This window comes from Vibrio sp. Isolate32, from assembly GCF_022397955.1.
Taxonomy (GTDB): Bacteria; Pseudomonadota; Gammaproteobacteria; order Enterobacterales; family Vibrionaceae; genus Vibrio.
Genome location: NZ_JAKEUQ010000001.1, coordinates 46,111 through 70,743, shown reverse-complemented (window position 1 = coordinate 70,743; position 24,633 = coordinate 46,111). Strand labels below are relative to the sequence as shown.

Annotated in this window: 22 protein-coding genes and 1 pseudogene; 10 read left to right on the top strand and 13 right to left on the bottom strand. The window is 43.6% G+C overall.

The features are described 5' to 3' along the window. Nucleotides 1-42 precede the first annotated feature (42 nt). A complete protein-coding gene (gene ansA, locus L1D11_RS00315) occupies nucleotides 43-1,059 on the top strand; it encodes an asparaginase (RefSeq protein ID WP_004740664.1) in 1,017 nt (338 codons plus the stop codon). A gap of 144 nt (nucleotides 1,060-1,203) precedes the next feature. Here the strand turns inward: ansA and L1D11_RS00310 are convergent, their stop codons facing one another. Then, nucleotides 1,204-1,485 (bottom strand): DUF1315 family protein, encoded by a 282-nt coding sequence (locus tag L1D11_RS00310; protein ID WP_239834477.1) that lies wholly within the window; start codon nucleotides 1,483-1,485, stop codon nucleotides 1,204-1,206. 113 nt (nucleotides 1,486-1,598) lie between these two features. Here L1D11_RS00310 and L1D11_RS00305 point away from each other — a divergent pair, with 113 nt between their 5' ends. After that, entirely contained in the window at nucleotides 1,599-2,405 is an 807-nt protein-coding gene (locus L1D11_RS00305) for a DUF2989 domain-containing protein (RefSeq protein ID WP_239834478.1), read from the top strand. A gap of 175 nt (nucleotides 2,406-2,580) precedes the next feature. Here L1D11_RS00305 and msrB read toward each other — a convergent pair whose 3' ends face one another. Next, entirely contained in the window at nucleotides 2,581-2,979 is a 399-nt protein-coding gene (gene msrB / locus L1D11_RS00300) for a peptide-methionine (R)-S-oxide reductase MsrB (protein WP_063523991.1), read from the bottom strand. 358 nt (nucleotides 2,980-3,337) lie between these two features. On the opposite strand from msrB, the gene gap reads away from it, so the two are divergent. Beyond that, complete coding sequence (gap, locus tag L1D11_RS00295) at nucleotides 3,338-4,333, top strand: type I glyceraldehyde-3-phosphate dehydrogenase (protein ID WP_128159842.1); 996 nt, start codon at nucleotides 3,338-3,340, stop codon at nucleotides 4,331-4,333. A 245-nt stretch (nucleotides 4,334-4,578) separates the two neighbouring features. Next, entirely contained in the window at nucleotides 4,579-5,463 is an 885-nt protein-coding gene (locus L1D11_RS00290) for a D-hexose-6-phosphate mutarotase (RefSeq protein WP_239834480.1), read from the top strand. 103 nt (nucleotides 5,464-5,566) lie between these two features. Here L1D11_RS00290 and L1D11_RS00285 read toward each other — a convergent pair whose 3' ends face one another. Next, the gene (locus L1D11_RS00285) at nucleotides 5,567-6,535 is read right to left on the bottom strand and encodes a nucleoside hydrolase (RefSeq protein WP_239834481.1); all 969 of its coding nucleotides are present in this window, start codon (nucleotides 6,533-6,535) and stop codon (nucleotides 5,567-5,569) included. Nucleotides 6,536-6,740: 205 nt separating this feature from the next. On the opposite strand from L1D11_RS00285, the gene rlmA reads away from it, so the two are divergent. From rlmA to L1D11_RS00260, 5 genes are all read left to right on the top strand, one after another. Beyond that, nucleotides 6,741-7,556, top strand: a complete 816-nt coding sequence (gene rlmA / locus L1D11_RS00280; RefSeq protein ID WP_239834483.1) for a 23S rRNA (guanine(745)-N(1))-methyltransferase — start codon at nucleotides 6,741-6,743, stop codon at nucleotides 7,554-7,556. 75 nt (nucleotides 7,557-7,631) lie between these two features. Next, nucleotides 7,632-8,585, top strand: coding sequence for a ChaN family lipoprotein (locus L1D11_RS00275; RefSeq protein ID WP_239834484.1), 954 nt, complete (start codon nucleotides 7,632-7,634; stop codon nucleotides 8,583-8,585). Between the two features lie 183 nt (nucleotides 8,586-8,768). Beyond that, the gene (locus L1D11_RS00270) at nucleotides 8,769-9,122 is read left to right on the top strand and encodes a hypothetical protein (protein ID WP_239834486.1); all 354 of its coding nucleotides are present in this window, start codon (nucleotides 8,769-8,771) and stop codon (nucleotides 9,120-9,122) included. Nucleotides 9,123-9,254: 132 nt separating this feature from the next. After that, the gene (locus L1D11_RS00265; RefSeq protein WP_239834488.1) at nucleotides 9,255-11,141 is read left to right on the top strand and encodes a BCCT family transporter; all 1,887 of its coding nucleotides are present in this window, start codon (nucleotides 9,255-9,257) and stop codon (nucleotides 11,139-11,141) included. A gap of 194 nt (nucleotides 11,142-11,335) precedes the next feature. Then, the gene (locus L1D11_RS00260) at nucleotides 11,336-12,913 is read left to right on the top strand and encodes an alkaline phosphatase (protein WP_239834518.1); all 1,578 of its coding nucleotides are present in this window, start codon (nucleotides 11,336-11,338) and stop codon (nucleotides 12,911-12,913) included. 175 nt (nucleotides 12,914-13,088) lie between these two features. On the opposite strand, the gene araD is transcribed toward L1D11_RS00260, so the two are convergent. From araD to L1D11_RS00210, 10 genes are all read right to left on the bottom strand, one after another. Further along, nucleotides 13,089-13,784 carry an L-ribulose-5-phosphate 4-epimerase gene (araD, locus tag L1D11_RS00255; RefSeq protein WP_239834520.1) on the bottom strand — a complete coding sequence of 232 codons (696 nt, stop codon included), beginning with the start codon at nucleotides 13,782-13,784 and terminating at the stop codon, nucleotides 13,089-13,091. Further along, nucleotides 13,777-14,655, bottom strand: coding sequence for an L-ribulose-5-phosphate 3-epimerase (locus L1D11_RS00250; protein ID WP_239834521.1), 879 nt, complete (start codon nucleotides 14,653-14,655; stop codon nucleotides 13,777-13,779). Before L1D11_RS00250 ends, araD begins: the two co-directional genes overlap by 8 nt. Then, entirely contained in the window at nucleotides 14,652-15,308 is a 657-nt protein-coding gene (locus tag L1D11_RS00245) for a 3-dehydro-L-gulonate-6-phosphate decarboxylase (RefSeq protein ID WP_239834522.1), read from the bottom strand. Before L1D11_RS00245 ends, L1D11_RS00250 begins: the two co-directional genes overlap by 4 nt. After that, nucleotides 15,305-16,834 carry an FGGY-family carbohydrate kinase gene (locus tag L1D11_RS00240; RefSeq protein WP_239834528.1) on the bottom strand — a complete coding sequence of 510 codons (1,530 nt, stop codon included), beginning with the start codon at nucleotides 16,832-16,834 and terminating at the stop codon, nucleotides 15,305-15,307. Before L1D11_RS00240 ends, L1D11_RS00245 begins: the two co-directional genes overlap by 4 nt. 153 nt (nucleotides 16,835-16,987) lie before the next feature. Beyond that, nucleotides 16,988-18,118 carry a lactonase family protein gene (locus L1D11_RS00235; RefSeq protein WP_239834529.1) on the bottom strand — a complete coding sequence of 377 codons (1,131 nt, stop codon included), beginning with the start codon at nucleotides 18,116-18,118 and terminating at the stop codon, nucleotides 16,988-16,990. Nucleotides 18,119-18,154: 36 nt separating this feature from the next. Then, nucleotides 18,155-19,027, bottom strand: a complete 873-nt coding sequence (locus tag L1D11_RS00230) for a carbohydrate ABC transporter permease (RefSeq protein ID WP_239834531.1) — start codon at nucleotides 19,025-19,027, stop codon at nucleotides 18,155-18,157. Continuing rightward, nucleotides 19,024-19,944, bottom strand: coding sequence for a sugar ABC transporter permease (locus L1D11_RS00225; protein WP_239861962.1), 921 nt, complete (start codon nucleotides 19,942-19,944; stop codon nucleotides 19,024-19,026). The genes L1D11_RS00230 and L1D11_RS00225 overlap by 4 nt, the downstream gene beginning before the upstream one ends. 93 nt (nucleotides 19,945-20,037) lie before the next feature. After that, nucleotides 20,038-21,384 carry an extracellular solute-binding protein gene (locus tag L1D11_RS00220; RefSeq protein WP_239833869.1) on the bottom strand — a complete coding sequence of 449 codons (1,347 nt, stop codon included), beginning with the start codon at nucleotides 21,382-21,384 and terminating at the stop codon, nucleotides 20,038-20,040. A gap of 75 nt (nucleotides 21,385-21,459) precedes the next feature. Then, complete coding sequence (locus L1D11_RS00215) at nucleotides 21,460-22,548, bottom strand: ABC transporter ATP-binding protein (RefSeq protein WP_239833868.1); 1,089 nt, start codon at nucleotides 22,546-22,548, stop codon at nucleotides 21,460-21,462. A gap of 6 nt (nucleotides 22,549-22,554) precedes the next feature. Then, nucleotides 22,555-23,286, bottom strand: coding sequence for an FCD domain-containing protein (locus tag L1D11_RS00210; RefSeq protein ID WP_239833867.1), 732 nt, complete (start codon nucleotides 23,284-23,286; stop codon nucleotides 22,555-22,557). Nucleotides 23,287-24,119: 833 nt separating this feature from the next. Here L1D11_RS00210 and L1D11_RS00205 point away from each other — a divergent pair. Next, a pseudogene (locus tag L1D11_RS00205) lies at nucleotides 24,120-24,588 on the top strand (ISAs1 family transposase); the annotation flags it as partial. Between the last annotated feature and the right edge of the window lie 45 nt (nucleotides 24,589-24,633).

Sequence of the window (24,633 nt, the reverse complement as noted above, 5' to 3'; positions counted from 1 at the left end):
TCGCCCACCTGTTCCCTACATCACACTAAAGTAATAATCGCCATGGAAAGAAAACACATCTATATCGCGTACACCGGCGGCACAATCGGCATGCAAAAATCGCATGATCACGGCTATGTCCCTGTAGCTGGATTCATGGATAAACAGCTTGCTGGTATGCCTGAATTCCATCGCCCAGAGATGCCTGAGTACACCATTCACGAATACTCGCCATTAATGGACTCTTCAGACATGACGCCACTTGATTGGCAGACTATCGCTGATGACATCCGCGCGAACTACGACAAATACGATGGTTTCGTTATCCTGCACGGTACTGACACCATGGCGTACACCGCTTCTGCGTTGTCTTTCATGCTAGAGAACCTTGGCAAACCAGTGATTGTAACCGGCTCTCAGATCCCGCTTGCTGAGCTACGCTCTGACGGCCAAGCAAACCTACTGAATGCACTGCACATCGCGGCGAACTACCCAATCAATGAAGTGACACTGTTCTTCAACAACAAATTAATGCGTGGTAACCGCAGCACCAAATCACACGCTGATGGCTTCAATGCGTTTACCTCTCCAAACCTTAATCCGTTGTTGGAAGCTGGTATCAATATCCAGCTAAGCAACAACGTTGTGGTTAACGAGCAACCTGAAGGTGAGTTCAAGGTTCATAACATTACACCGCAACCAATTGGCGTAATCACTATGTACCCGGGAATCTCTCACGAAGTGATTCGTAACACGTTGCTGCAACCAGTTAACGCAATGATCTTGCTGACTTTTGGTGTTGGTAATGCGCCACAAAACCCAGAGCTACTTCAGCACCTAAAAGACGCGTCAGAGCGTGGGGTTATTGTGGTGAACCTAACTCAATGTTTAGCAGGTAAAGTGAACATGGGTGGCTATGCGACGGGCTGTGCTTTAGCAGAAGCTGGAGTTGTGAGTGGTTATGATATGACTCCGGAAGCGGCACTAGCGAAACTTCATTATCTATTAAGCCAAAACCTAAGCTACGAAGAAGTGAAAACTCAGATGCAGGAAGTACTGCGTGGTGAGATGAGCTTGTAAGCTCGTTAAGGTTCATATTAAGCGGCTGCTATTCTATGAAAAGAGCAGCAGTTTAACGTGAGCTAAATCGTTTTATTACTTATAAATAAACGACTTAACGTAAAAGGGGTGGCACTGCGCCACCCCTTTGTTGTAATTTAATGCCTAATGATTTGGGTTAACTCTCACAATGTCTTGTTGATCTGACTTAAACTGTTTTTTGAGTTCAGATTTAGACTTAAAGCTAATTTCGCCACCAGCGGCAATTGTCATGTGTTGAGCTTCAGAGTTATGTTTAGATTGGTATAACATAACTGCCTGCATACACGAATCGCGCTGCTCTTTAGAAAGCGCTGTTCCTTCTGGCCATTTACCCGTTTCAACTGCGTAGGTTAAACGTTCGTAAACCTCGGGTGTCATTGCGCTAAGAAGTTGTTCTGCATCCATGGTAAAGCCTTAGTTTTAACAGTTTTCACCAGAAAATAACCCGTAACAGAATTGAGTCAAGAACCTGACCAATAATAAGTGCATTTGATCACAAGTGAAGGAATATGAAAATTATGAAATGGTTGGTAATTGGCCTATTACCTTTCACTCTGGTTGGGTGTTTTGAAGGAAACAAAAATACCGACCAGTTGTGCCAGAGCAATCCTGGGTTGCGATGTGAACAGCTGAACATGAACGACGGACAGTGCCGTGTAGCGCGTACCGACCTTATCTGGCATCGCTTTGAAGTTCAAAAGCACCCAAGCGAAAGCAATAAGATCAAAGAGTTCGAATTAGTCACGGCCTATAAAAAATGTCTTGAGCTTGCCGCGCAAATAGAAACGATCGATCAATCTAAACTTCAAGGACGTCGTTTTACTTCTTTAATGCACAGCATCGAAGAGTCTGAACGTATTGTCAGTGAACTGTCTCAATCAGACACGCCAGAAACACTCTATTTCTTGTGGTCACAAACCGGGGATACCAACGCTAGACGCAGCTTCTTACAACTGGAAGGAACGGATGCGTTAAATACGGCAGAGATGCAGTATGCCCTAGCAACTTTCTACACCACTCGAGACCATGTGAAGACACTAAAACTGCTTAATAACGCATTGACCTTATCGAGCAATTCGAACGTCAATACTGAAATTTTTAAGTCGATGGCCAGTATTAACCACAGCTTAGGTAATATGGAAGAAGCGTATGTATGGGCAATGGTCGCTAAAGACTTTAACGTGCCTATCGCCTCTGAATCTGAGCTTTCCGTGCTCTATCGTTTTGAAAAACCAAAATATAAGCAGTTAAATCAAGACGCAGACAAAATTGTTGAAGCGATAGAGGATGACTCTTACACGCCTTCCATCGTACCTAGCTACTGACCGAGCCGAGCCCACTTTTCTAACGAAAATACCATTTTATTCTCTTTTAAAATAAAAACAGCGACCGTGGTGGTCGCTGTTTTTATTTGTACTAAAGTTAACTCTGAAATCTCAGGTTATTCATTACTGTTTCATCGACAAATGCGATCTGTAAGGATTAAACATTAGTTACAGGTTATTTCGTACTTTCGTCATTTTTGTTGAAAATTAACGACACAGAATTAACACAAAAACGTTCACCAGTTGTCTTCGGACCATCAGGAAAAACGTGACCTAGGTGGCTATCACAGGCGCTACAACGAATCTCTACACGCTTCATTCCGTGACTTAGATCTTCTATATAGCGTACTGCCTCGTCGTTAATTGGTGCATCAAAACTCGGCCATCCACATCCCGAGTCATATTTGTTATCCGACAGAAATAAAGGGGTTTGACAACATGTGCAGCTATACACACCCGTCTTATGGTTGTGTAACAACTTTCCGCTAAAAGGGGCTTCAGTACCACGCAAACGACACACTTCAAACTCATCATCTGTTAGGCGCTCACGCCAGTATTCATCAGGCTTTATCATATTTTTTTCCTTTTGAATCACGTTAATATCTCTCCACATTATCACTTATTATATTTACTTTTTTCTATAAAGGCTTGCATATGAGTCGTTTTGTAGCACATACTTTCTCACAAGAAAACATTGTACATATACACTCATAAGTGAATCGTCATTTAGAGGTATTTTACCCAACTGGAAGGGTGCAGAACCACTAGCAATGGTCAATTTTCAACCACTTACACTCAATTGTTAAGAAAAGCGTCGCTTTTTTTTGACATTAAACAAGTTAAGTCGGATTATCTATTGCAGATTTAGACTGGATTCTGTAATTTTACTACCAGTTATCTTTAATCAGAAATTAAGTTGTGGAGCAACTACAATGACTATCAAAGTAGGTATTAATGGTTTTGGCCGTATCGGTCGTTTCGTATTCCGTGCAGCGCAAGAGCGCAATGACATCGAAGTTGTTGGTATCAACGACCTTATCGACGTTGAATACATGGCATACATGCTGAAGTACGACTCAACTCACGGCCGTTTCAACGGTACTGTTGAAGTTGAAGGCGGTAACCTAATCGTTAACGGTAAAACTGTACGTGTTACAGCTGAGCGTAACCCAGAAGATCTTAAGTGGGATGCAATCGACGTAGACGTTGTTGCTGAAGCAACTGGTCTTTTCCTAACTGACGAGACTGCACGTAAGCACATCACTGCTGGTGCTAAGAAAGTTGTTCTTACTGGTCCTTCTAAAGACGCAACTCCAATGTTCGTTATGGGCGTTAACCAAGACTCTTACGCTGGTCAAGACATCGTTTCTAACGCTTCTTGTACTACTAACTGTCTTGCTCCTATCGCTAAAGTTCTTAACGACAAGTGGGGCATCGAATCTGGTCTAATGACTACAGTTCACGCTACTACAGCAACTCAAAAAACTGTAGATGGTCCTTCTGCTAAAGACTGGCGCGGTGGCCGTGGTGCTTCTCAAAACATCATCCCATCTTCAACTGGTGCTGCTAAAGCTGTAGGCGTTGTTCTTCCAGAACTAAACGGCCTTCTAACTGGTATGGCTTTCCGTGTACCAACTGCTAACGTTTCTGTAGTTGACCTAACTGTTAACCTAAAAGAAGCTGCATCTTACGAAGCAATCTGTGCTGCAATGAAAGAAGCTTCTGAAGGCGAAATGGCTGGCGTTCTAGGTTACACTGAAGACCAAGTTGTTTCTCAAGACTTCATCGGCGAAGTTAACACTTCAGTATTCGATGCTAAAGCTGGTGTTGCTCTAACTGACAAATTCGTTAAAGTTGTATCTTGGTACGACAACGAAATCGGTTACTCAAACAAAGTTCTAGACCTAATCGCTCACATCTCTAAGTAATTACTACTTAGATAGCGTTTAGCTAGACTGTCTTTGAGAAAAGACTGAAAAGAAAAGGCGGCTCTAGAGTCGCCTTTTTTGTACCTGTTGTTTATGAATCACTTCTGCACCAATGAAGATGATGCTTAACAAATGGCACATTTCTCCGGTACGAGATTCAATTCAAATGCGAGAACTACCCGACTCTTTACTTGAGTTTGAGTATCTCGAATTTGAATTCAATTTCCCTTAAGAAGGATTATGTAATGGATTTATCTACTCTTCCTGCACTGGCGGTGCTTTCTGACAACGTCACTATCGTTGAACACCAAGGTGTAAAACTGGTTCGTGTTATTCACGATAAAGCAAATGCAGCGATTTCACTGTTTGGCGGCCATGTTGTGTCGTTCCAACCACAAGGCCAAGAAGACCTAATTTGGATGAGCCAACAAGCTAAATTTGATGGCAAAACAGCACTGCGTGGTGGTATTCCAGTATGTTGGCCTTGGTTTGGTCGCATTGCTGCACCAGCACACGGCTTTGCTCGTTCAAGCGAGTGGCAATTAGTTGAGCACCGCGAAAGCGAGGCTGGTGTGATTGTCAGCTTAGGTCTAAAGCCTAGCGAAGAGACGCTAGCAGTATGGCCACATCAGTTCGATGCACGCTTGAATGTTGAGATTGGCGATGAGCTTAAAGTGACTTTGGATGTGAAGAATACAGATGAGCAACCATGGACTTTCTCTGGCGCACTGCACACTTACCTAAACGTTGCAGACATCCATAACACAACAACCACAGGTATGGGTGCTGAGTACATCGACAGCCTGCAAGGTGACAAGATCTGTCAAGGCGGTGCTGAGCTTGTGCTAACCGACACCATTGACCGAGTGTACACTCAACCAGAAGCTCAGATCTTGGTTACGGACAAAAAACTTGAGCGTACTCTATCAGTTAAAAACCAAGGCCATAACTCTGCGGTTTTATGGAACCCATGGGCAGAAGGTGCGGCTGGTATGGGTGACATGCAAGACGATGGTTACCTAACCATGTTATGTGTTGAATCAACACTGCACGCGCCGAGCTTAGAGGCAGGCAAAACGCTTCAGCCTGGCGAGAGCCACCAGCTGATTACAACGATTTCTGTTCAGTAACCTTATTCAGGAATTGATTCTGTAATCAGTTCGCTACGCAAGACACATTAAAGGCCGGTTCACTCCGGCCTTTTTATTGCTCTCAATCGGCTAACGATTAAACTTAACTCTGAGAATATCGAACTAACGTCTCTCTATAGAGTGACAGCAGCGCTTCATCGTTTACTTTAATGCCGACGTTCTGCGCCGGGAGTGAACTCCACTCATCATTCATATAACTACGCTGGTCGCTTTTCTGGATGGTCATGCCCTCTGCAGGTCCATCGGTGACCACTCTAATTGCCCCACTTCGGCACTCAAACAAAGAAGGTTGGATGACATAAGCAATGGCTGATGGATCGTGAACGTGACAGCCTTCCATTCCCACTTTTTCTGAGTAGAACTTCAAATAGTAACGGCTAACATCCCAGATGAACTGCCCTACCTCTCCAGCATCATCTCTCAAATCATCAAGGTATTGAGCAGTAAAGAAGCTCTCCTCTGTTACATCAAGCCCGATAACTGTCACTGGCCATGATGCCGTGAAGACCTTGTCTGCAGCATGAGGGTCATCGTGTATGTTCGCTTCGGCAAATGGCGTCACATTACCCCTATGGTCATTTTCGCCAAAGGCTCCACCCATAATGACGACTTCCTTAACCAAATTGACAATGTCAGGGGCAGCTTCCAACGCCAGAGCAAGGTTAGTGAGAGGCCCAACAGCAATGAGTGTAATCTCTCCCGGCTCAGCACGAACACTATCAATAATGAACTGATAAGCTGTTTTTTCAATCGCTGAGACATCTAGCGAACTTGGCGCTTTCACATCACCAAAACCAGCTTCACCATGTACGACCACGGTAGCGCCAACTGGATCTCTGACTAAAGGTTTATCAGTGCCCTTTGCCACCAGCGCATTCATATCAAACTTTTGCTTTAGATAAAGCGCATTCTGAGTGCCGTTGTCTATCGTCGCATTGCCATAGACCGTCGTAATCCCCATCAGCTCAATCTCTGGATGAGCTTCTGCAAATAAAATGGCCATTGCGTCATCGATGCCTGGGTCGGTATCGAGGATAATTTTCTTTTTCATATCAGTTTCTTATTCACGCTATTGAAGAGTGAACCATACCCAGAAAAACGGCAGACAAACGTGACCGAAATCGAAGCAATGATTTTTAATGTTGTCAGGCCTAATACTCCGTATCTCTAGAGCCACCAATGACAGCTTTTTTATTTAGCCTGACGGAGTCCTTTTTGATAGAATTTGCCGCCCTACTCTATGCTCTGAGATCGTCATGCACTACCAATGTCCTCTGTGTCACCAACCTTTATCTCAAAACGATCGTACGTTTAAGTGTGAAAAGAACCATCAGTTCGATATAGCAAAAGAAGGCTACGTCAACTTGATGCCTGCACATCATAAACGTTCAAAAGATCCAGGTGACAACAAAGAGATGATGCAAGCACGTCGTCGTTTCCTAGAAGGCAACCATTACAATCCTATGCGCCAAGCAGTCGTCAAACTCTGTTCAAACTATCTACCAGAAACGGCACCTAGCCTATTGGACATTGGTTGTGGCGAGGGATATTACACCAATGAAATCGCGCTGAATCTTCAAGATAAGAACGGTGCTATTTTTGGTCTAGACATTTCTAAGGTTGCTATCAAATACGCGGCTAAACGCTACCCAGCTGTCGACTTCTCTGTTGCCTCTAGCCATCGTCTACCCTTTGCTGAAAACAGCTTAGACGGCATTCTACGCATTTATGCACCATGTAAGGCAGAAGAGCTCCAACGCACAATTAAAGACAATGGTGTCGTGATTACAGTAACACCAGCAAGCCGACATCTATATCAGTTGCGTGACACCATTTATGATGGTGTGCGTTTACACGATGAAGATCCTGAATTGATCGAAGGTTTTACTCTTGAGCACCAAGAGCATCTAAACTATATGATGGAACTATCGGGGTCTGATGCATTCGACCTGCTACAGATGACGCCGTTTGCTTGGAAAGCGACTGAAGAGTTTAAACAACAACTCACCAACGTAGAGCAATTCAACTGTGAAGCTGATTTTATGCTAAGAGTGTACCGCAAACAGATTTAATTGATATTGATTATCGTTTGCATTGAAAGCTCATCTTGCCTCCTTTAGTATGCGTGTTCTTCAAGGAGGCATTTCATGCAACGTATTATTCTTATCGGATTAACCACTCTTCTCACAGCTTGTGCTAATCAACCTTCAGAAAACACTTCTCAAAAAGTGCTTCAACCGGAAACCGTTTCCACCTACTACGATTATCAGTTTGCCTCTCCACAAGGCCAAGCACTTTCTCTTAACGCTTTACCACAAGAGCTGCTAAACGCTGACGTTATTCTTATTGGCGAATGGCACACTCACTCCGCAATCCACCGCTTTCAGACTGACTTCTTAAAAGCGTGTCAAAACGCAGATTCAAACATTGCCCTATCAATGGAGCAATTTACCCGCGAGCACCAAGACACGCTTAACCAATACCTAAACGGTGAGATTGGTGAACAGGTGTTTATCTCCAAGGCTGCCGCTTGGCCAAATTACGAAAGCGATTACCGCGCATTAGTAGAGTTCGCAAAAGCGAATAACTTAGATGTTATCGCGGCAAATGCGCCTAAGCCTTTTGTTCAGTGTATTGGCCGTAAAGGGTTACCGTATCTAGACCAACTTTCTACAAAGCAACGAGACTGGGTAGCTGCTGAGGTGAATACTGGCGATAGCCCATACAAAGACAAATTCATGGCATCGATGCACCACGGTACGCCTGAACAAACTGAAAAGCAGTTTGCCGCTCAAGCAACTTGGGATGAAACCATGGCGGATTCGATTGTCGATTACCTAGCAACGAACCCTGACAAACAGGTGATTCATGTCGCTGGTAAGTTCCATACTGAAGGTGGGTTAGGCACAGCCGCTTCTATCTCGCGTCGTAATCCTGACCTGAAAGTTGCCATCATCACACCTGTCGAAGCCTTGTCTTCAGATTCAAGTGATTACCAACTACAAGTATTGTCTCCACCGGTGCGTTTTGTTCAGAAAGAGAACCGTATGAAGGCATACAAACACCTGTCTAAACGTAGCTCAGACCTACCATGTGACTAAGCTCGCTTAGCTTCTTAGTTTGAACATGGGTATCGGCATAGGAATTGCTTATTTACCAAGCAGTTTTGATTAAGCAGAAGAAAATGTAATGTGCGAATAAAAAACATCACTATCGATGATTAATTGCACAAGTTTTTCACACCTCTGCCGATACTATGTTTAAGGATAGATAAGGAGAGCTATATGACGCCAGTAGGAACGAGTAACACTCAGCTATATTCGCCTTCGCAGATGAACGCTAAGAGTTCAGTTAGCGAAGCTGAAAAGCCTGCACCGCTTAAGGTTGAGCAAAACACAGTTAAACTTTCTGAAGAGGGCAAAGCACTCTTATCTGCCCTTAAAGAAATCGATAAAGAAGCGAAAAGAGTCGAAGCAGAAAACGCGACAGTAAGCGATAAAGTTGAATCATTTGCTCATGGCGCTCTAGGTATGGATCATCCAGATAAGATCGAAGAAGAAGATGACGGTTCTTATTCAGCGGGGCAATACTTGTCCGCAGCGGCAACCGTAGGCGGTATTCTTCTTGCTTTAATATAGCCTTACCCGCTTAGTCCTTGATCGTATTTTATTCAAAATAAAAGCGATTTGTCGTCACGACAATAGACCCGATTAGGTCAGAAAAACGAGTTCATTCCATAATTCCTCTCTCATTTTAATGGAATAATACTCGTGAAAAACACTTTTGAGCTTATCGATAAGCCAACCTTCTTTGGTGCTATTGCACTACTCCTCACGATAGTTTTCCCGCTCATTCTGTTTCCAGCTCAAGGTGCAGACTGGATTGCGATTGCGAAAACATTCATGACTGACCAACTTGGTTTTCTATATCTTGCGCTCGGCCTCGCGGCTTGTGCATTTATGGTGTACGTGGTGTTCAGTGATATGGGACAAATTAAACTCGGCGAAGCTGATGAAGAACCTGAGTTTAAAACCGCTTCATGGGCTGCAATGCTGTTTTGTGGTGGTATCGGTGCAAGTATCTTGTACTGGGGCTGTATTGAGTGGGCTTACTACTACCAATCCCCTCCTTTCCAATTAGAACCAGGCAGTGAAGAAGCGGTTCGTTGGGCAGCAACTTACGGTCTGTTCCACTGGGGGCCTATCGCATGGTCTATCTACCTAATCCCAGCAATTCCTATTGCTTACTTCTTCTACGTACGTAAACAGCCAGTTCTAAAGATCTCAAGTGCATTAATGCCGGTTCTTGGTGAACACCGTAGCAAAGGCATACCAGGAAAGATCGTCGATATCCTATTCATTTTCGGCCTATTAGGCGGCGCCGCGACAACCTTAGGTTTAGCAGCACCTCTTATCACTGAAGGCTTGAACCACTTGTTTGGCCTACCGAAAAACAACCTAACACAAGTGACCGTTCTTTTGGTTTGTACTGCTATTTTTGCTTACTCGTCTTATGCGGGTTTAGAAAAAGGCATTAAGATCCTAAGTAACATCAACTTCTGGGGTGCAATGGGTCTATTGGCATTCGTACTGATTGCCGGCCCGACAATCTTCATGCTAGAAACCGGTTTAGACTCGATTGGTCGTCTATTGTCTAACTTCTTCGTGATGGCAACATGGGCTGAACCATTTGGTGGCTACGGCACATTCGAAAACACGCACTTCCCGCAAGACTGGACGATTTTCTACTGGGCATGGTGGCTAGTATTTGCACCGAGTATGGGTCTATTTGTAGCGCGTATCTCTCGCGGCAGAACCATCAAGCAAATGGTGTCAGGTTCTATCTTCTTTGGTTCTATCGGCTGTTTCCTATTCTTCATGATCTTGGGTAACTACGGTCTATCTCTACAGCTTTCTGGTGAGCTGGATGTTGTGGCTGTACTTAACGATGAAGGCGCAACCAAAGCAATCTTCTCGATGCTGGCGCAGTTGCCGATGAGCACAATCGTTATCGCAGTGTTTACACTACTGTGTATCATTTTCACGGCGACTACCTTTGACTCTATCTCATACATCCTTGCTTCTGTTGTTCAGAACAACGTGACAGAAGAACCAATGCGTTGGAACCGTATGTTTTGGGCATTCACACTGTCGTTTTTACCAACAATTCTGATGTTCCTGGGTGGCTTGAGTACGCTACAAACCGCAGCGATTGTTGGCGGCCTGCCATTACTGGCTATCTCTGTCATGTTGATGATTTCAGCAGTGCGTGCAACTAGCCTCGACTTACGCCACCAAGATGCGTACATCGAGCCAACCATCAATATCGAAGAGCTGCCAGACATGGACCCATGGTCAGCTGAAGGTATGGCACTGGCTCAGTTTGAGAAAGAGAGAGACGCTGCGCAAGAAGCTGCAGAGTCAGAGCGTGTTGCTTATACAGAGCTAGCAGCAGTGAAAAAAGAAATTCGCGCTTATGTGCTAGAACAAGGTTCGCAAATGGAAACTCACGAATTACCAGAGAACCTACAACAAGCACTTGAGCAGGCCGAGAGTAATCTTAGTGCCGCACAAGCAAAAAAGGTCGAGTTATCTGAGCAGGCTCAGAATGCTCGAATCACGTTCAACCAAGTGGTTGCAGAACTACCGCTTGCTTGACTTTAGCCATGACGCTGCCCACGAGTTTGGGCCCTCCTAAATAAGCCAAAGGCTCACAGAAATGTGAGCCTTTTTTTATTTCTATTCCAAAGATTTGAGTTATTGCTCAATTTTATATTTATGAAATAAATATGAAACAGAGTTGACACATTCGAGTGTTTTAATCACCCCGCTTATATAAAAAGGGATAAACAATGAAGCACTTTATGAAACCTGTTATTGCCGCAGTGGCAACGTCAACACTCTCATTCAATGTACTTTCAGCAGAAATCAAAAATGTCATTCTAATGATTGGCGATGGTATGGGACCTCAACAAGTTGGCTTATTAGAGACTTATGCAAACCAAGCACCTAACTCAATCTATAAAGGTCAAAAGACCGCCCTTTATCAGCTTGCTCAAGAAGGCGTGATTGGTTCATCTCTTACCCACCCAGAAGATGCGATTGTGGTCGATTCTGCCTGTTCAGCAACCATGCTTGCTACAGGTATCTACACAGGTTCAGAAGTGATTGGTATTGACTCCCAAGGCAATCACATAGAAACCGTTTTGGAGAAAGCAAAAAAAGTGGGTAAAGCGACCGGGCTGGTTTCCGATACGCGCTTAACTCACGCTACACCTGCCGCATTCGCCGCGCATCAGCCACACCGCTCTCTAGAAAACCATATTGCTAGCGATATGCTGGAAACAGGTGTCGATGTGATGCTATCTGGAGGACTGCGTCACTGGATCCCTAAGTCAACCAATGACAAAGGCGAAACCTACAAACAACTTGAGCAACTAACCCAAGGTGACGTTTACCTCAAGTCAAAACGTAAAGATGACCGCAACCTTCTTGCTGAAGCCCAGAAAGACGGCTATCAGTTAGCGTTTAACCGAGATATGCTCGACAACGCTAACGGCGACAAATTACTTGGTCTATTCGCGTACTCTGGCATGGACGATGGCATTGCATATAGCAATAAAAAGCTGAGTGGCGAACGCACACAACCGAGCCTAAAAGAGATGACGCAAAAAGCGCTTAACGTCTTATCAAAAGATGAAGATGGCTTTTTCCTAATGGTTGAAGGCGGACAGATAGATTGGGCTGGGCACAGTAATGATGCGGGTACTATGCTGCACGAACTGCTTAAGTTTGATGAAGCAATTCAAACGGTATACGAATGGACAAAAGATCGCGAAGACACCATCGTAATCGTGACTGCAGACCATGAAACTGGCTCTTTCGGCTTTAGCTATTCATCAAGTGAGCTACCAAAGCCACAAAAGCGCCCAGGTGAAGCCTTTACCGATCGTGATTATGCGCCAAACTTTAACTTCGGTGCCTTCGATATTCTTGATGGTTTATACAACCAGAAACAAAGCTACTACGGCATGATCAGTGAGTATCAAAAACTCGACAAAGCTGAGCAAACGCCCGAGAAATTCGCTGGGATCGTGAACAAAAATAGTGAATTTCCAATCACCGCAGAACAAGCGAAAAAGGTGCTAGCAAGTAAGCCAAATCCATATCGATTGGCGCAACACAAATATCTTTCTGAAGAGAATGTCCCGGCCATCAACGATTTCGATGCTTTCTTCCCATATAACGACCGTGGCAACCTACTTGCTCGAGAACAAGCAACTGGTCAAAACATTGTTTGGGGTACAGGCACGCACACCCATACTCCTGTGAACGTGTTTGCTTGGGGACCAGCAGAAAAGATATTGCCAGTATCAAAAATCATGCATCACTCTGAGCTTGGTGAATACATCAAACAGCAAGTAAATTAGCCTGAGCTTTTTTGCTAGCTTCACTTAACGCCCTGCGGGGCGTTTTTTGAGTGAGACCGAATAACAAAACAGTCATTCAAGAGCGTCTGTTCTTATCGTCACTAGCGACTCTGCGAGACGAGAGAATTCTCTCCTTTATTGCTTTTTCTTTGCATCGTATAACCATACCGCATCGTTATTGACCATAGTAGGCATCGGATCCATGTTTACGCAGGTAATGTTTATCTAGCAGCGATTGCTGAACAGAACCAAGGTTAGGCGATAGTTGTATTGAAAATAGTCCCATATACGCCACCTCTTCTAATACGACAGCATTGTGAACTGCGGTTGATGCATCTTTTCCCCATACAAACGGCGCGTGAGCATTGACCAAAACTGCTGGCATTTGGTTTGGATTAATCTGACGTTCATCAAACGTTTTTACGATCATTTCGCCAGTTTCCCATTCGTAATCCCTTTGTATTTCATCAGAAGACATAGACCGTGTGCAAGGAATGGAACCATAGAAATAATCAGCATGCGTGGTACCCCAAGCGGGTATATCGATCCCCGCCTGAGACCAAATAGTCGCGTGGCGAGAATGTGTATGAACAATACCACCAATGTCATTGAAAGCGCGATACAAGCAAAGGTGTGTTGGCGTGTCAGATGAGGGCTTTTTGTCGCCCTCCACAACCTTGCCAGTTTCGAGATCCACTATAACGATGTCACTGGCTTGCATCACCTCATATTCGACCCCAGAGGGCTTAATGGCGATCACACCTCGTTCCCGATCCACTGCGCTGACATTCCCCCAAGTAAAGGTTACCAACCCATGCTTTGGAAGGGCCAGATTGGCTTCAAGAACCTCTTCTTTTAACGATTTAAACATGCCAGCCTCCTTGGTCCATTTTTTTCTCAATCCAGCGACGAGCATTAATCAGCTCAGCTACTGGCTCTTCAGCCTTCTCCGTCCACATTTCAATTAAGAAACTCCCACGGTAGTTCAACGCCTTGAGTGTTTTGAACACTTGAACAAAATCAACACAGCCTTCGCCAAAAGGCACGTCTCTGAATTGGCCCTCACTCGTCTCTGTTACGGCATAAGTGTCTTTAAGGTGCAGCGCTGCTATTTGATTGATACCTAATGTCAGCTCAGCGGTGACATCATTTCCCCATGCGGATAAATTCCCAATATCAGGGTAAACAGTAAACCAAGGCGAATCGACCTTTTCTTGCCACGCTTTCCATTTGGTGATCGAGTTTATAAATGGCGTATCCATGATTTCAACTGCGATCATAACCTGAGATTTTGCCGCCAGATCAACAGCCCACTTTAGGCCTTGTTCGAAGCGCATCAATGTATCTTCGTCTTGCGTTTCGTAATACACGTCATAACCTGCCAATTGGATCGTTCTTATGCCAAGATCCTGAGCCAGTATAATAGCCTTCTCCATAATAGAGTAAGCACGCTGACGAGTCTCTGGATCATGACTACCAAAAGGAAATCGGCGATGGCCTGACAAACACATCGATGGCACACGAATCCCCGTCTCAATGACTGCGTTGACTAAAGATTTGCGCTCATCTTTAGACCAATCCAATCGAGCCAACCGACCATCAGTTTCATCAATGGACATCTCGACAAAATCGAAGCCGCAAGACTTGGCAAGTGCTAGCCTTTCAGACCAGCTTAAATGTTTCGGTAGTGCTTTCTCATAAATACCAATAGGATGAGTGCGTGAAGCGTCAACGTATGTCATTCTTTATTTCCCCATAATGCAGTTAATGTCTCTTTAAATGAAATGGCCGCTTTTTTGGGGTCAGACGAATCAAGTAACGCTCGGCCTACAATAAAAGTATCTATGGGCAAATACTCAAACAAGGACAAGGTATCTTGAGTAATCCCTCCTGTAACCGACATTTTGAACCCTAAATCACACATACGCTGTAAACAATCAAGGTCTTCTTGTAACCATGTTTGCCCCTTGGCTTGAGCGTCTCTTCCCCGGTGATAAATCGCTTGAGATACCCCAATTTTTCGCCACTCTCTGGCTTGTTCGAATGTCCAATCACCGAACAGTTCGATCTGAATGTCTCCACCATATTCATTGGCAACCTGCAAAGCGCCCTCTATGGTCGCAAGTGGCGCGGCACATACGACTGTTAGTAGCGAACCACCTGCACTAAATGCCATTTCACCAAGATCTTTTCCGGCGTCAGCTAATTTCATATCCACCACTAACGGGATAGTAGGGTGCTGACAGCGCAATGCTCGCACTACTGACATGCCTTCAGCAAAACAAATCAAGGTGCCTGCCTCCAAAACATCAACAAACGGTGCTAACGCCTCTGCAGATTTTAATGCCTCTGCTTCGGTATTCACATCCAAAGCTACTTGTAGTTTAGGAATCATCGTTCTTCCTCTAATCTTGTTTTACTGGACGTAATTTGGCTCAATGCGTTCTCTAATTTGCCCAGAGATTCGACGTACACACGGTACTTTTGCATTTTCTCCTGATAGGGCAAAAAAACATTACCGTCGGGGAAGATCTTGTCTTGATCGATACTCATACCCTCCATGGCTTGATCAACTGAAACGTAAACCCCACTGCCTACCATAGCCACAATCGCAGCACCAAAGCAGCCAGTCTCTTCAATTTTAGGCAGTACAACAGGAAGTCCGCTGGCGTCTGACAGAATCTGCATCCACTCTTTCGATCGAGCAGGGCCTCCACATACAACCAAATACTCGAGATTAGGGTAAAGAAGGCGAACATGACCGAGGTGGAACAGATGGCTAAACACGACCCCTTCATAAATAGCCTGATATATTTGTGGCTTAGAATGAAAAGATTGGATTCCATATAGCCCGCTTTTGACGCCTAATCCGGCGTTAGAACCATACAAAAATGGGGCAAACAACACTGACGAGCTTAGCTTTGGCAACGCACTAATTGAACGGTTTATTTCAGAGAAGTCTTGATCATCAAAAAGCTCAGTAAACCATTCCAAATTACCAGAAGAGGTGGGACTCGCATCGTGAGTAATGTATTGACCTTCTTGCGCGTGGTGGCCAAACACATGCGGCTTAACATAAGATTCGTTGATCTCAATCAGGCGATCCGTGACACCTGTAGTTACCGACCAAGTGCCCATTGTTAAGTTCAAAGCCCGGGGATCCCGAATTCCAGAACATATGGTGGTCGAAACCACATCAAAAACACCGCCAACGACTGGAGTACCTACCTTGAGACCTGTCAATTGAGCTGCGTCCTCCTTCACAAAACCAGCGACATCTGTCGAGCCAATGATTGGGGGTAGTGCGTCAAAAACTTCGGGAATCCCCATCAATTCGGCGAGATCATCATCGTATTGACCCGTTTCGAAATTATAAAAATTAGACTCAGATATGTTCGTGATTTCGCAATGCTTTTGCCCTGTTAAGCACCACCTAAGATAATCATGACTCATGAATATTGTACCTATTTGGTCATATTGCTGAGGCAATGATTCCTTAAACCACCGTAGAATCGACACAGGGTGTCCCGTCCAAAGGGTTTGCCTTGTCTTGAGATGAATCGCTTCTGGAATGCCCTCTCGCTGCCATTTTTTCACCACGTCTATCGCACGTTGATCGGCAGATAGAACCGCACGCGGCATGGGATGACCTTGCTTGTCCAACAAGAATACCCCCTTGCCTTGAGCAGATATTCCAATACTTTTAATCTGTGACGGGGCGACTTGGGTATCCTCAATAGCCTGCTTTATCACTGCACAGGTAGACGCCCATAGCTGTGCCGTATCTCGCTCAACCCAGCCTGAATGCTCCGAGATAAGTTCGAGGGAGCAACGAGATACACCAATTTCTCGCCCCTGTTGGTCGTAGATGCCGGCTTTTAAATACGTGCCACCACAATCAATACCTAACCAATAATTCATGATCCATCATCCATATCAATATCCATAAACGTCAAACCAAACGGATATGGCATCGTGTTTGGCCCTTCCCCCCTCCCCCTTATCACAATAACCGATGAAAAAGGGTGACATTCTAAAATGCCTAATCTCTACGTTGACGATTAAACAAACGCCTTACAATTCCAAAAAACGGATATAGTTTGGCGCTGGGACTTCGATGATTTCATCGGTCATCTTGATCAACCCCGTTTCCAAGTCTCTAGAAAATACGATCACATTACCGGTATCTTGGTTGGAAATGATGGCCGCCTTTCCACAAGGAGAAATAGCAAAATGTCGAGGGAATTTCCCCTCCGTTGATGTGATGTCTATGCGCTTCAATTTGCCATCTTCCAGGACTTTGAACACGGCAATTGAGTTGTCCCCACGGTTGGAGACATAAAGAAACTTCGCATCCGGAGACAATTTAATTTCAGAGACATAGCTGATTTGATCGTGGTTGTTTAAGGTCGATTCATATTGAGTCACGATAAGGCGTGGTTTTACCTCTGAGGGCTCAGAACTGTCCAACTTAGCGACACAAACCGTATTAAATAGCTCGTTTGAGATATAACAGATGTCTAAATTTGGATGCATTGCCATGTGTCTTGGCCCTGAACCTGGTTCAAACTCAATCCAAGTATCACGCATCAATTGACGAGTTTCTGGGTTCCAACGATACTGGAATACCGCATTCTCTCCCAGGTCAGGAATAAACACCCACTCATGCCAAAAGTGCGCGCAGTGTGCGTGTGGGCCTACTTGACGATTTCCCCAATGATCTTCGCGGTCTTGCACTTGTCGCCACTCGGACTCAGGTCGGTAGTATTGTTTGAAGCTTTGAAGTACCTCACCAAGACGTCCTTGCTCATCGACATCGACTACATCAATGATGGCATCCCAGTAGTTAATGACGATGGCGGCATCATTGTTAGGGGAAAAAGACAAGTAACACGTTGATTTTCCGCCTGCCTGAAAAGAGGACACTTCAGTAAGGCTACCGTCGGCCTGGACTTCATACTGAACAATAGAACCGTTCTCTCTGATCGTTTCCAAAATCGCATATAAATATTTCTTGTCAGAGCCAGGAATGAGCACTGCAGGGTTCAGGGATGCCACAGCGCTATTAACGATGAGTTGACCGTTTTTTGTAAGAGTAGCGCAGTACATACCCTCACCCGGTTTCGGAGAATACGGCTGATGAGCCAACGCATCGATATCACTATATGTTCCAATCACTAGTTGGTAATCTTTTTCTAAATTCATGTGTATACCTGTAAAACTGTTGAAAAATTAAATCTGTTAACCTTTGACCGCACCTGCAGTCATACCGGTGATGATTTGTTTTGACGCAATGAAAGTAAAAATTATGGGAGGAACCGCCAAAAGCATGCCTGTTGCCATAATGACGCCCCAATCAATGTCGTACTCTGTCAAAGAGTTAACAATGGTTACGGGCACAGTACGTGTGTCACGCTGTAACAACGCGTTCGCCAACAAAAATTCATTCCAAGCAATTCGAAACGTAAAGATCGCAGCAGCAGCTAAACCCGGTTTAATAATGGGTAAAACCACCAAAAAAAAGATTTGCATGGGCCTGGCTCCATCCACCTTTGCGGCCTCTTCCAAAGGCAATGGCACTTGCACAATGAAGCTTTGCAAAATCCATATTACAAACGGAAGGTTCATTGCGACATACAATAAAATGATGCCGCTAAATGTCCCATCCAAGCCGTAGTCGAACGTCCAGATACCGAATACAGGTACTAATAATACCGCTGGTGGTACCATACGCATCATCAGGGTTGTCAGTGACACAGCGCCTCTACCCATAAACTTAAATCGAACTAACGCGTAAGCGGCCATACAACCAATGGTCAATGTGATAACGGTAGAAACAGTCGCAATAAAAATTGAGTTCCCTAGTGAACGAGTGAACGTCGGGCTACAAAAGTCTACATGATCAGGCGTGTACCACAGCACGTCACACAACACGGTCTCGTAATTTTTAAGTGTTGGTGTAAAAAATAAACCACTCGTGTCGCTCATTATATCTACGTTCAATTTAAGTGACGTCATCACCATCAACATTATTGGGCCGAGTGACATCACAATTAGCGCTACAATTAAGGCGTAAAACGCTGGGTTTTGTTCATTTTCCTTTGGATTACTCATTCTTCTTCATCCTTTCTGACAGTCGCCAATTTCTCGATTCGTTTTTCATTTACTCGGTTGTAAATAAACATGGTTAGGGTTAATACCAACAGAACGACAAGTAGCATATTGGACATAGCTGCAGCCTCTCCAAGCTCTCTAAATTCTGAGGCTGTGCGAGAAATTCTGAGCGAGAGAATTTCAGTAGATAAACCAGGACCACCGTTTGTCATGACCAGAATAACCTCAAGCACTTTGAATGCATCAATCAGACGAAGCAGCATAGTTACGATAAGCACAGGCATCATCAAAGGTATCTTGATGTAGACGATCTGTTGCCACTGTGTTGCGCCATCAATTCTAGCGGCTTCAAGTGTCGACTTAGGCAAAGATTGCAATGCAGCAAGTGAAAGGATGAAAATAAATGGTGTCCACTGCCAAACGTCCGCAATAATGATCGACGATTGTGCCCAATCAGAGTCCGACAACCATGGAATGGAATCGAAACCCAATGCGTTTAATGTGCGATTAAAAACACCGATAGTAGGGTGGTACATATAACGCCACATTAATCCAACTACAATTGGAGCAATCATCATGGGTAAAATAAATATTGTTCTCAATATAGACATTCCACGAATGTTTCTATCTAGCAACAACGCAAGCCCTACACCCAGAAAAACTTCTAAAAAAATAATAATACCAGCAAATTTTAAAGTCACTCCAAGAGATTCACGAAATGATGAGTCTTGAAATAAGTCAAAATAGTTTTTGAGACCGACCCAATCTGCTTCATTAATTAGTTGGCTTGGATTCCAATCTAGGAAACTCGCATACATCATATATAAAATTGGATATAGAAGACCAAATATTAAAAAAATGCAGGCAGGAGCCAAGAACACATACGGAGTCATGCGATTAATATCAATAGCTTTCATTTAAACACCGATTTATATAGATTTGGAGTTATCTCGCCCAAATATTTTAGGGCGAGAACATTTCCGATTTAACTCATATTTATTAGAGATTAATTATTTTTCGTCCCAAGAATAATAGCCAGCATCAGCCATTTCCTTCTCCGCACGCTTAGCAACGCCATCAAGCGCCTCTTGAATATCCAGATCTTCTGTTAATACTTTCGATAAGGTAGTCCCTAAATCAGCATTAATTTTACCCCAAACTGGAATGATTGGACGCCAATCTGGATCCGCGTCTTTCAGTGCTTCACCAAATACTTTCATATGAGGGAATTTCGCGTTTACGTCTTTATCAAAGTGCGTAGAGTAACGAGAAGGATTTCCTCCAGCCATCGCAACGAGTTTGTCTGCCTTCTTCGACGTTAGCCATTGCATTAACAAGAAGGCTGCTTCTTTGTTTTGCGCATTGGTCGGAATACCAATACCGAATCCACCGGTTTGTGAACCTTTGCGTACACCCATAGGGTGAGGAGCCCAACCGATTTTACCCACCACTTTAGACTTGCTTGGATCATTCACCTGACCTGCGAATACAGTAGAATCGAGGAACATAGCAGACTTGCCTTGTAAAAAGGATGTACCTGCCTCGGCAAAACCGAACGTTTTTGCGCCTTCAGCACCACAATCTACAATCGTTTTCAACGCTTTAGCAGCTTCTACACCTTGAGCATTATTAACGATTGGTTTCCATTGGTCATCAAAAACTCGCCCACCTAAAGGTGATAAATGAAGAAGAAAAGCGTGCGACGCATGATGGCCTGAAGCCGCACGAGACGCTAGTCCCCCCATCCCTGGTTCAAGTTTAGGGATCTCACAAGCTAGAGATAACATCTCTTTATAGTTGGTCGGCACCTCCAAATTGTGCTTTTCAAAAATGTCTTTGCGATACCCCAGGATTGACGTTTCAGAGCCGTAAGGTAAACCAAACAACGATCCCGTTGGTCCCTTAAGGTAACCTTTCTTACCCCCAGCAACACCAATATTTGCAACGTACCCATCAACTAGGTCTTCTGCATCAAATTTAGGATCAGCCAACATCGGGTTCATAAAGTATTTGGCAAGGTTTTCCAGCTGATCGGCGTATACATAGTCAGCCTTTGAGAAAACAACATATGAAATGAGATCATAGTCGCCTTTGCGCTTAGTTAATTCTAGAGTTTGCTTCTCACGCATTCTCAAATATTGAAGTTGGTCGACTTCTACTTTAATCCCCGTTTCTTTAGTGAATTCAGGTAATACCTTCATAACTGCATTATAATGAGGGTGTGCAGGAAAATTCACTACCAGCGTCGTATCTTTATATTTATCGTATGGGCTTGCATACGAAAATGATGACGCAGTACTCAGCGCTAGCGCTGTGATTATTGATTTATTAAATACCTTTTTAATGTTCGTAATCATTTTGCCTCCTAAGAGCAAGAGAATGAATTAGCTATCCTTGTTGTTTTTATCTTAACTTATTAAATGATTTTAAATTTAATATATTGCTTCTTCCGTGTTTTTTTCGAAAATATAAATATCGTCAGGATTTACTTGAAAACTGACTGTATCACCATCGTTAAATTCATTGAGTGAATCCACTTCAACCATGAATCGTTTACCTTGAATTTCTGAAATTAATACCGTCTGATTGCCTACATATTCAGTTACGTTAATAGTGAACGTGATTAAATTTTCAAATTGAACAGAAATTGGGGATGTGAGCGCAGAGGGACGAATACCTATCGTAACCTCGCCGGAATCTGGTAACTTAGATTTATCTTCTAAAGCTGAAAGCTCGAGTTTAAAATCCGACCCTACAGCGTAGGTTTTTCCGTCTATCTGCTCTAAGCACATATCTAGAAAATTCATTGGTGGCATCCCCATAAAACCCGCCACAAACTTGTTGCTTGGCTTATCAAACAGCTCTCTTGGCGTCCCGTGCTGTTGGATATACCCATCTTTCATAACTACAATTCGGTCTGCAAGTGTCATGGCTTCGATCTGATCGTGAGTCACATAGACAATATTTTTCTTGATGTTTTTACTCATCATCGCGAGCTCAGCACGCATTTGGCCGCGCAATTTGGCGTCAAGGTTTGAAAGTGGCTCGTCCATCAGCAAGGTCGAAGAATTTCTAACCAATGCACGTCCCATCGCAACTCGCTGTCTTTGGCCACCAGACAATTCCGCAGGTTTTCTGTGAAGGTATTCGGTGAGGCCAAGCATTTTTGCCACTTCTGCCACTCGCTTTTTGATATCACTTTTCGGGTGCTTTGCAAGACGTAAAGCAAAAGACATGTTCTTGTACACATCCATGTGTGGGTAAAGTGCGTAGTCCTGGAATACCATCGCGATGTCACGATCAATCGGTTCGAGACCTGAAATAGGACGGTCGTCCATTTTGATTTCGCCATCACTGACCGTTTCTAGACCCGCGATCATTCTTAACGTTGTGGATTTACCACACCCCGACGGACCTACAAATACGGTAAACTCGTTATCTTCCATCACCAAATCAATCTGGTGAATCACTTCGGTAGATTTGTATCTTTTGGTTAGCTTATTTAAAGTAATTACAGGCATAATCGGCTACTCATTGTCCTTGTTTTGCATGATCAGTGTTGACTTAAAGATGCTATCCACGTGCCCCAATATGGAACGTTCAGCGGCATCAGGGTCATGGTTTTGAAGTGACCTTAGAATTTGGTGATGCTCTCGAATGCTTCTAACGGTCGATTTTTCTTCAGCCAATGCAGCTGTTCGATGCTCTAGTGCATAGGAGTAGACATCAATGGCAATCTTGGACAACAAATCGTTCCGGCACGATTTATAGATAATCGAATGAAACTCTTTGTCAGAAACCTGGAACGCGACGTGGTTATCCAATACTGTTTCCTGGTATTCGACCAAAGATGCCAGCTTCTCTAAGTCTTCGTCCTTGATATTAATTGCTGCTGAGCGCAATATTGCACGCTCAATTACCTTTCTTGTTTCAACAACCGTAAATGCATCGAAATTTTGAATATCGTCCAGCAAGCAAGTTGACTGGATGATCTTTGCAGAGCCCTCCGCGACAATGCTTTTTCTACCTCGAGATATAGTTATCAAACCTCTTTCGCGTAGGGTTGCTAACGACCCGCGTATTGTTTCTCGGCTGACGTCATACGACTTCGCTAATTCGCGCTCTGATGGCAAAGCCTCTCCTTCAACAATCATGCGCGATGCGATCAAAGCACTTAACTTGTCAGCTATTTGTGCTTTCAGCGTAAGCCTCGACACGTCAGCGCTGTATTTAGGTGATTCATTAAAATCGTTAAGCATAGTATTTTGATCCTCAGTAGATAACCATTTACCTTCTTTTGGTATTACACCAATACCAATTCATTCTTATTACTGCGGTTTGATTGCTTGCTTTGCTAGCAACCGACTAAGTTATAGCTAATAGCTAAATTAGGATTTTTACAACAAAACTTGATTACTTTTTGATCAATTTGTTGACGAGCACATCAAAAACGCTCCTTTTACAAAACCAAAAACTGTTAAACTGGTATTAATTAAATACCAAAAGAGCACGTTTTTAATGAGTAATTTATTGCATATAATAGAATGAATTTTGCTTTTTCATCTGAAGTAGTGAGCTTAAAACCTCAAAAATAAGGTTGGGTATAAAAAACAAGTTGTGGCGGAAAAATAATCATAATGGGTACTTTAATAATATGTGGTTTTAAATACGACCAGTTTGGGTCTATCGGTAGGTTTTGAGCCGTGTAATTGGCTTAGAAGGGTAGTATGAAAACCGACCTGAACATAAAAATTGTTGACGACCAGAAGGATGTGCAAATATTGAATAAACACGGCCGTTAAGACTCAGACGCAATTCATAATCACTTACAAGGGGGGTAAATAAATGTGCACCCAAAACACGGGGAGCAATCAAACAATGATAATTAACGCTATTTTTATAAGCTATTGAACATAAAATACTAAAATTCGCTATGCTGCTGAGACACTGTCAACATCAGGAGGCAAGATTTGAATAAAATTTTGGGGGTTTCGATGACTCTAAATCCGTATTATGAATACAAACCATGTGCATCTCTTGTAGCGAGAACTATACGCCTTAATCCTTTTAAATCAGAATGTTCTAAGATCGTTTGAACCAACCATTAACTTAACCCTTACCCCCCTGAGAAGACAAGGAGATGGAGTTAACAGCGATAATAAACATGTTAGAGGCTTTAGGCTGAAGCCCTGCAATGTCAGACTGAAACACTGAAAAAATGATTGATCAGGTTGGAGATTTATTAGTTCAAGTCAAAAATAATCAACCGAGCTTAATCGAAGAAGTTGATGCACAATTTCAAGATTATTGGCTTTGTCTGAGGACAAGCAAGAATCTGATATCACCGAAGATAAAGTCATGGTCGAAAAGAGGTACGATAAGTTTACGTGCTCCCAGCTGCATTTAATAAAGGCCTCAGAGAAAAGTGGGTCACTGTTAAAAGCGTTATTGCTGTCGTGAAAGGTAGAAGCGTGAAAAGGAAAGGAAGTTATGAAACTTCGTACTTCATTTACACCGAATACTTCTCCTTAGTGCTAACTTTGACAGCGACAAGAAAGCATTTGGTATTTATCGAAAATAACCATAAACCCACTAGCCCCGCTAAG

Coding starts and splice junctions, on each gene's coding strand:
- ansA (WP_004740664.1), top strand. CDS start 43: ATGGAAAGAAAACACATCTATATCGCGTACACCGGCGGCACAATCGGC.
- L1D11_RS00310 (WP_239834477.1), bottom strand. CDS start 1,485: ATGGATGCAGAACAACTTCTTAGCGCAATGACACCCGAGGTTTACGAA.
- L1D11_RS00305 (WP_239834478.1), top strand. CDS start 1,599: ATGAAATGGTTGGTAATTGGCCTATTACCTTTCACTCTGGTTGGGTGT.
- msrB (WP_063523991.1), bottom strand. CDS start 2,979: ATGATAAAGCCTGATGAATACTGGCGTGAGCGCCTAACAGATGATGAG.
- gap (WP_128159842.1), top strand. CDS start 3,338: ATGACTATCAAAGTAGGTATTAATGGTTTTGGCCGTATCGGTCGTTTC.
- L1D11_RS00290 (WP_239834480.1), top strand. CDS start 4,579: ATGGATTTATCTACTCTTCCTGCACTGGCGGTGCTTTCTGACAACGTC.
- L1D11_RS00285 (WP_239834481.1), bottom strand. CDS start 6,535: ATGAAAAAGAAAATTATCCTCGATACCGACCCAGGCATCGATGACGCA.
- rlmA (WP_239834483.1), top strand. CDS start 6,741: ATGCACTACCAATGTCCTCTGTGTCACCAACCTTTATCTCAAAACGAT.
- L1D11_RS00275 (WP_239834484.1), top strand. CDS start 7,632: ATGCAACGTATTATTCTTATCGGATTAACCACTCTTCTCACAGCTTGT.
- L1D11_RS00270 (WP_239834486.1), top strand. CDS start 8,769: ATGACGCCAGTAGGAACGAGTAACACTCAGCTATATTCGCCTTCGCAG.
- L1D11_RS00260 (WP_239834518.1), top strand. CDS start 11,336: ATGAAGCACTTTATGAAACCTGTTATTGCCGCAGTGGCAACGTCAACA.
- araD (WP_239834520.1), bottom strand. CDS start 13,784: ATGTTTAAATCGTTAAAAGAAGAGGTTCTTGAAGCCAATCTGGCCCTT.
- L1D11_RS00250 (WP_239834521.1), bottom strand. CDS start 14,655: ATGACATACGTTGACGCTTCACGCACTCATCCTATTGGTATTTATGAG.
- L1D11_RS00245 (WP_239834522.1), bottom strand. CDS start 15,308: ATGATTCCTAAACTACAAGTAGCTTTGGATGTGAATACCGAAGCAGAG.
- L1D11_RS00240 (WP_239834528.1), bottom strand. CDS start 16,834: ATGAATTATTGGTTAGGTATTGATTGTGGTGGCACGTATTTAAAAGCC.
- L1D11_RS00235 (WP_239834529.1), bottom strand. CDS start 18,118: ATGAATTTAGAAAAAGATTACCAACTAGTGATTGGAACATATAGTGAT.
- L1D11_RS00230 (WP_239834531.1), bottom strand. CDS start 19,027: ATGAGTAATCCAAAGGAAAATGAACAAAACCCAGCGTTTTACGCCTTA.
- L1D11_RS00225 (WP_239861962.1), bottom strand. CDS start 19,944: ATGAAAGCTATTGATATTAATCGCATGACTCCGTATGTGTTCTTGGCT.
- L1D11_RS00220 (WP_239833869.1), bottom strand. CDS start 21,384: ATGATTACGAACATTAAAAAGGTATTTAATAAATCAATAATCACAGCG.
- L1D11_RS00215 (WP_239833868.1), bottom strand. CDS start 22,548: ATGCCTGTAATTACTTTAAATAAGCTAACCAAAAGATACAAATCTACC.
- L1D11_RS00210 (WP_239833867.1), bottom strand. CDS start 23,286: ATGCTTAACGATTTTAATGAATCACCTAAATACAGCGCTGACGTGTCG.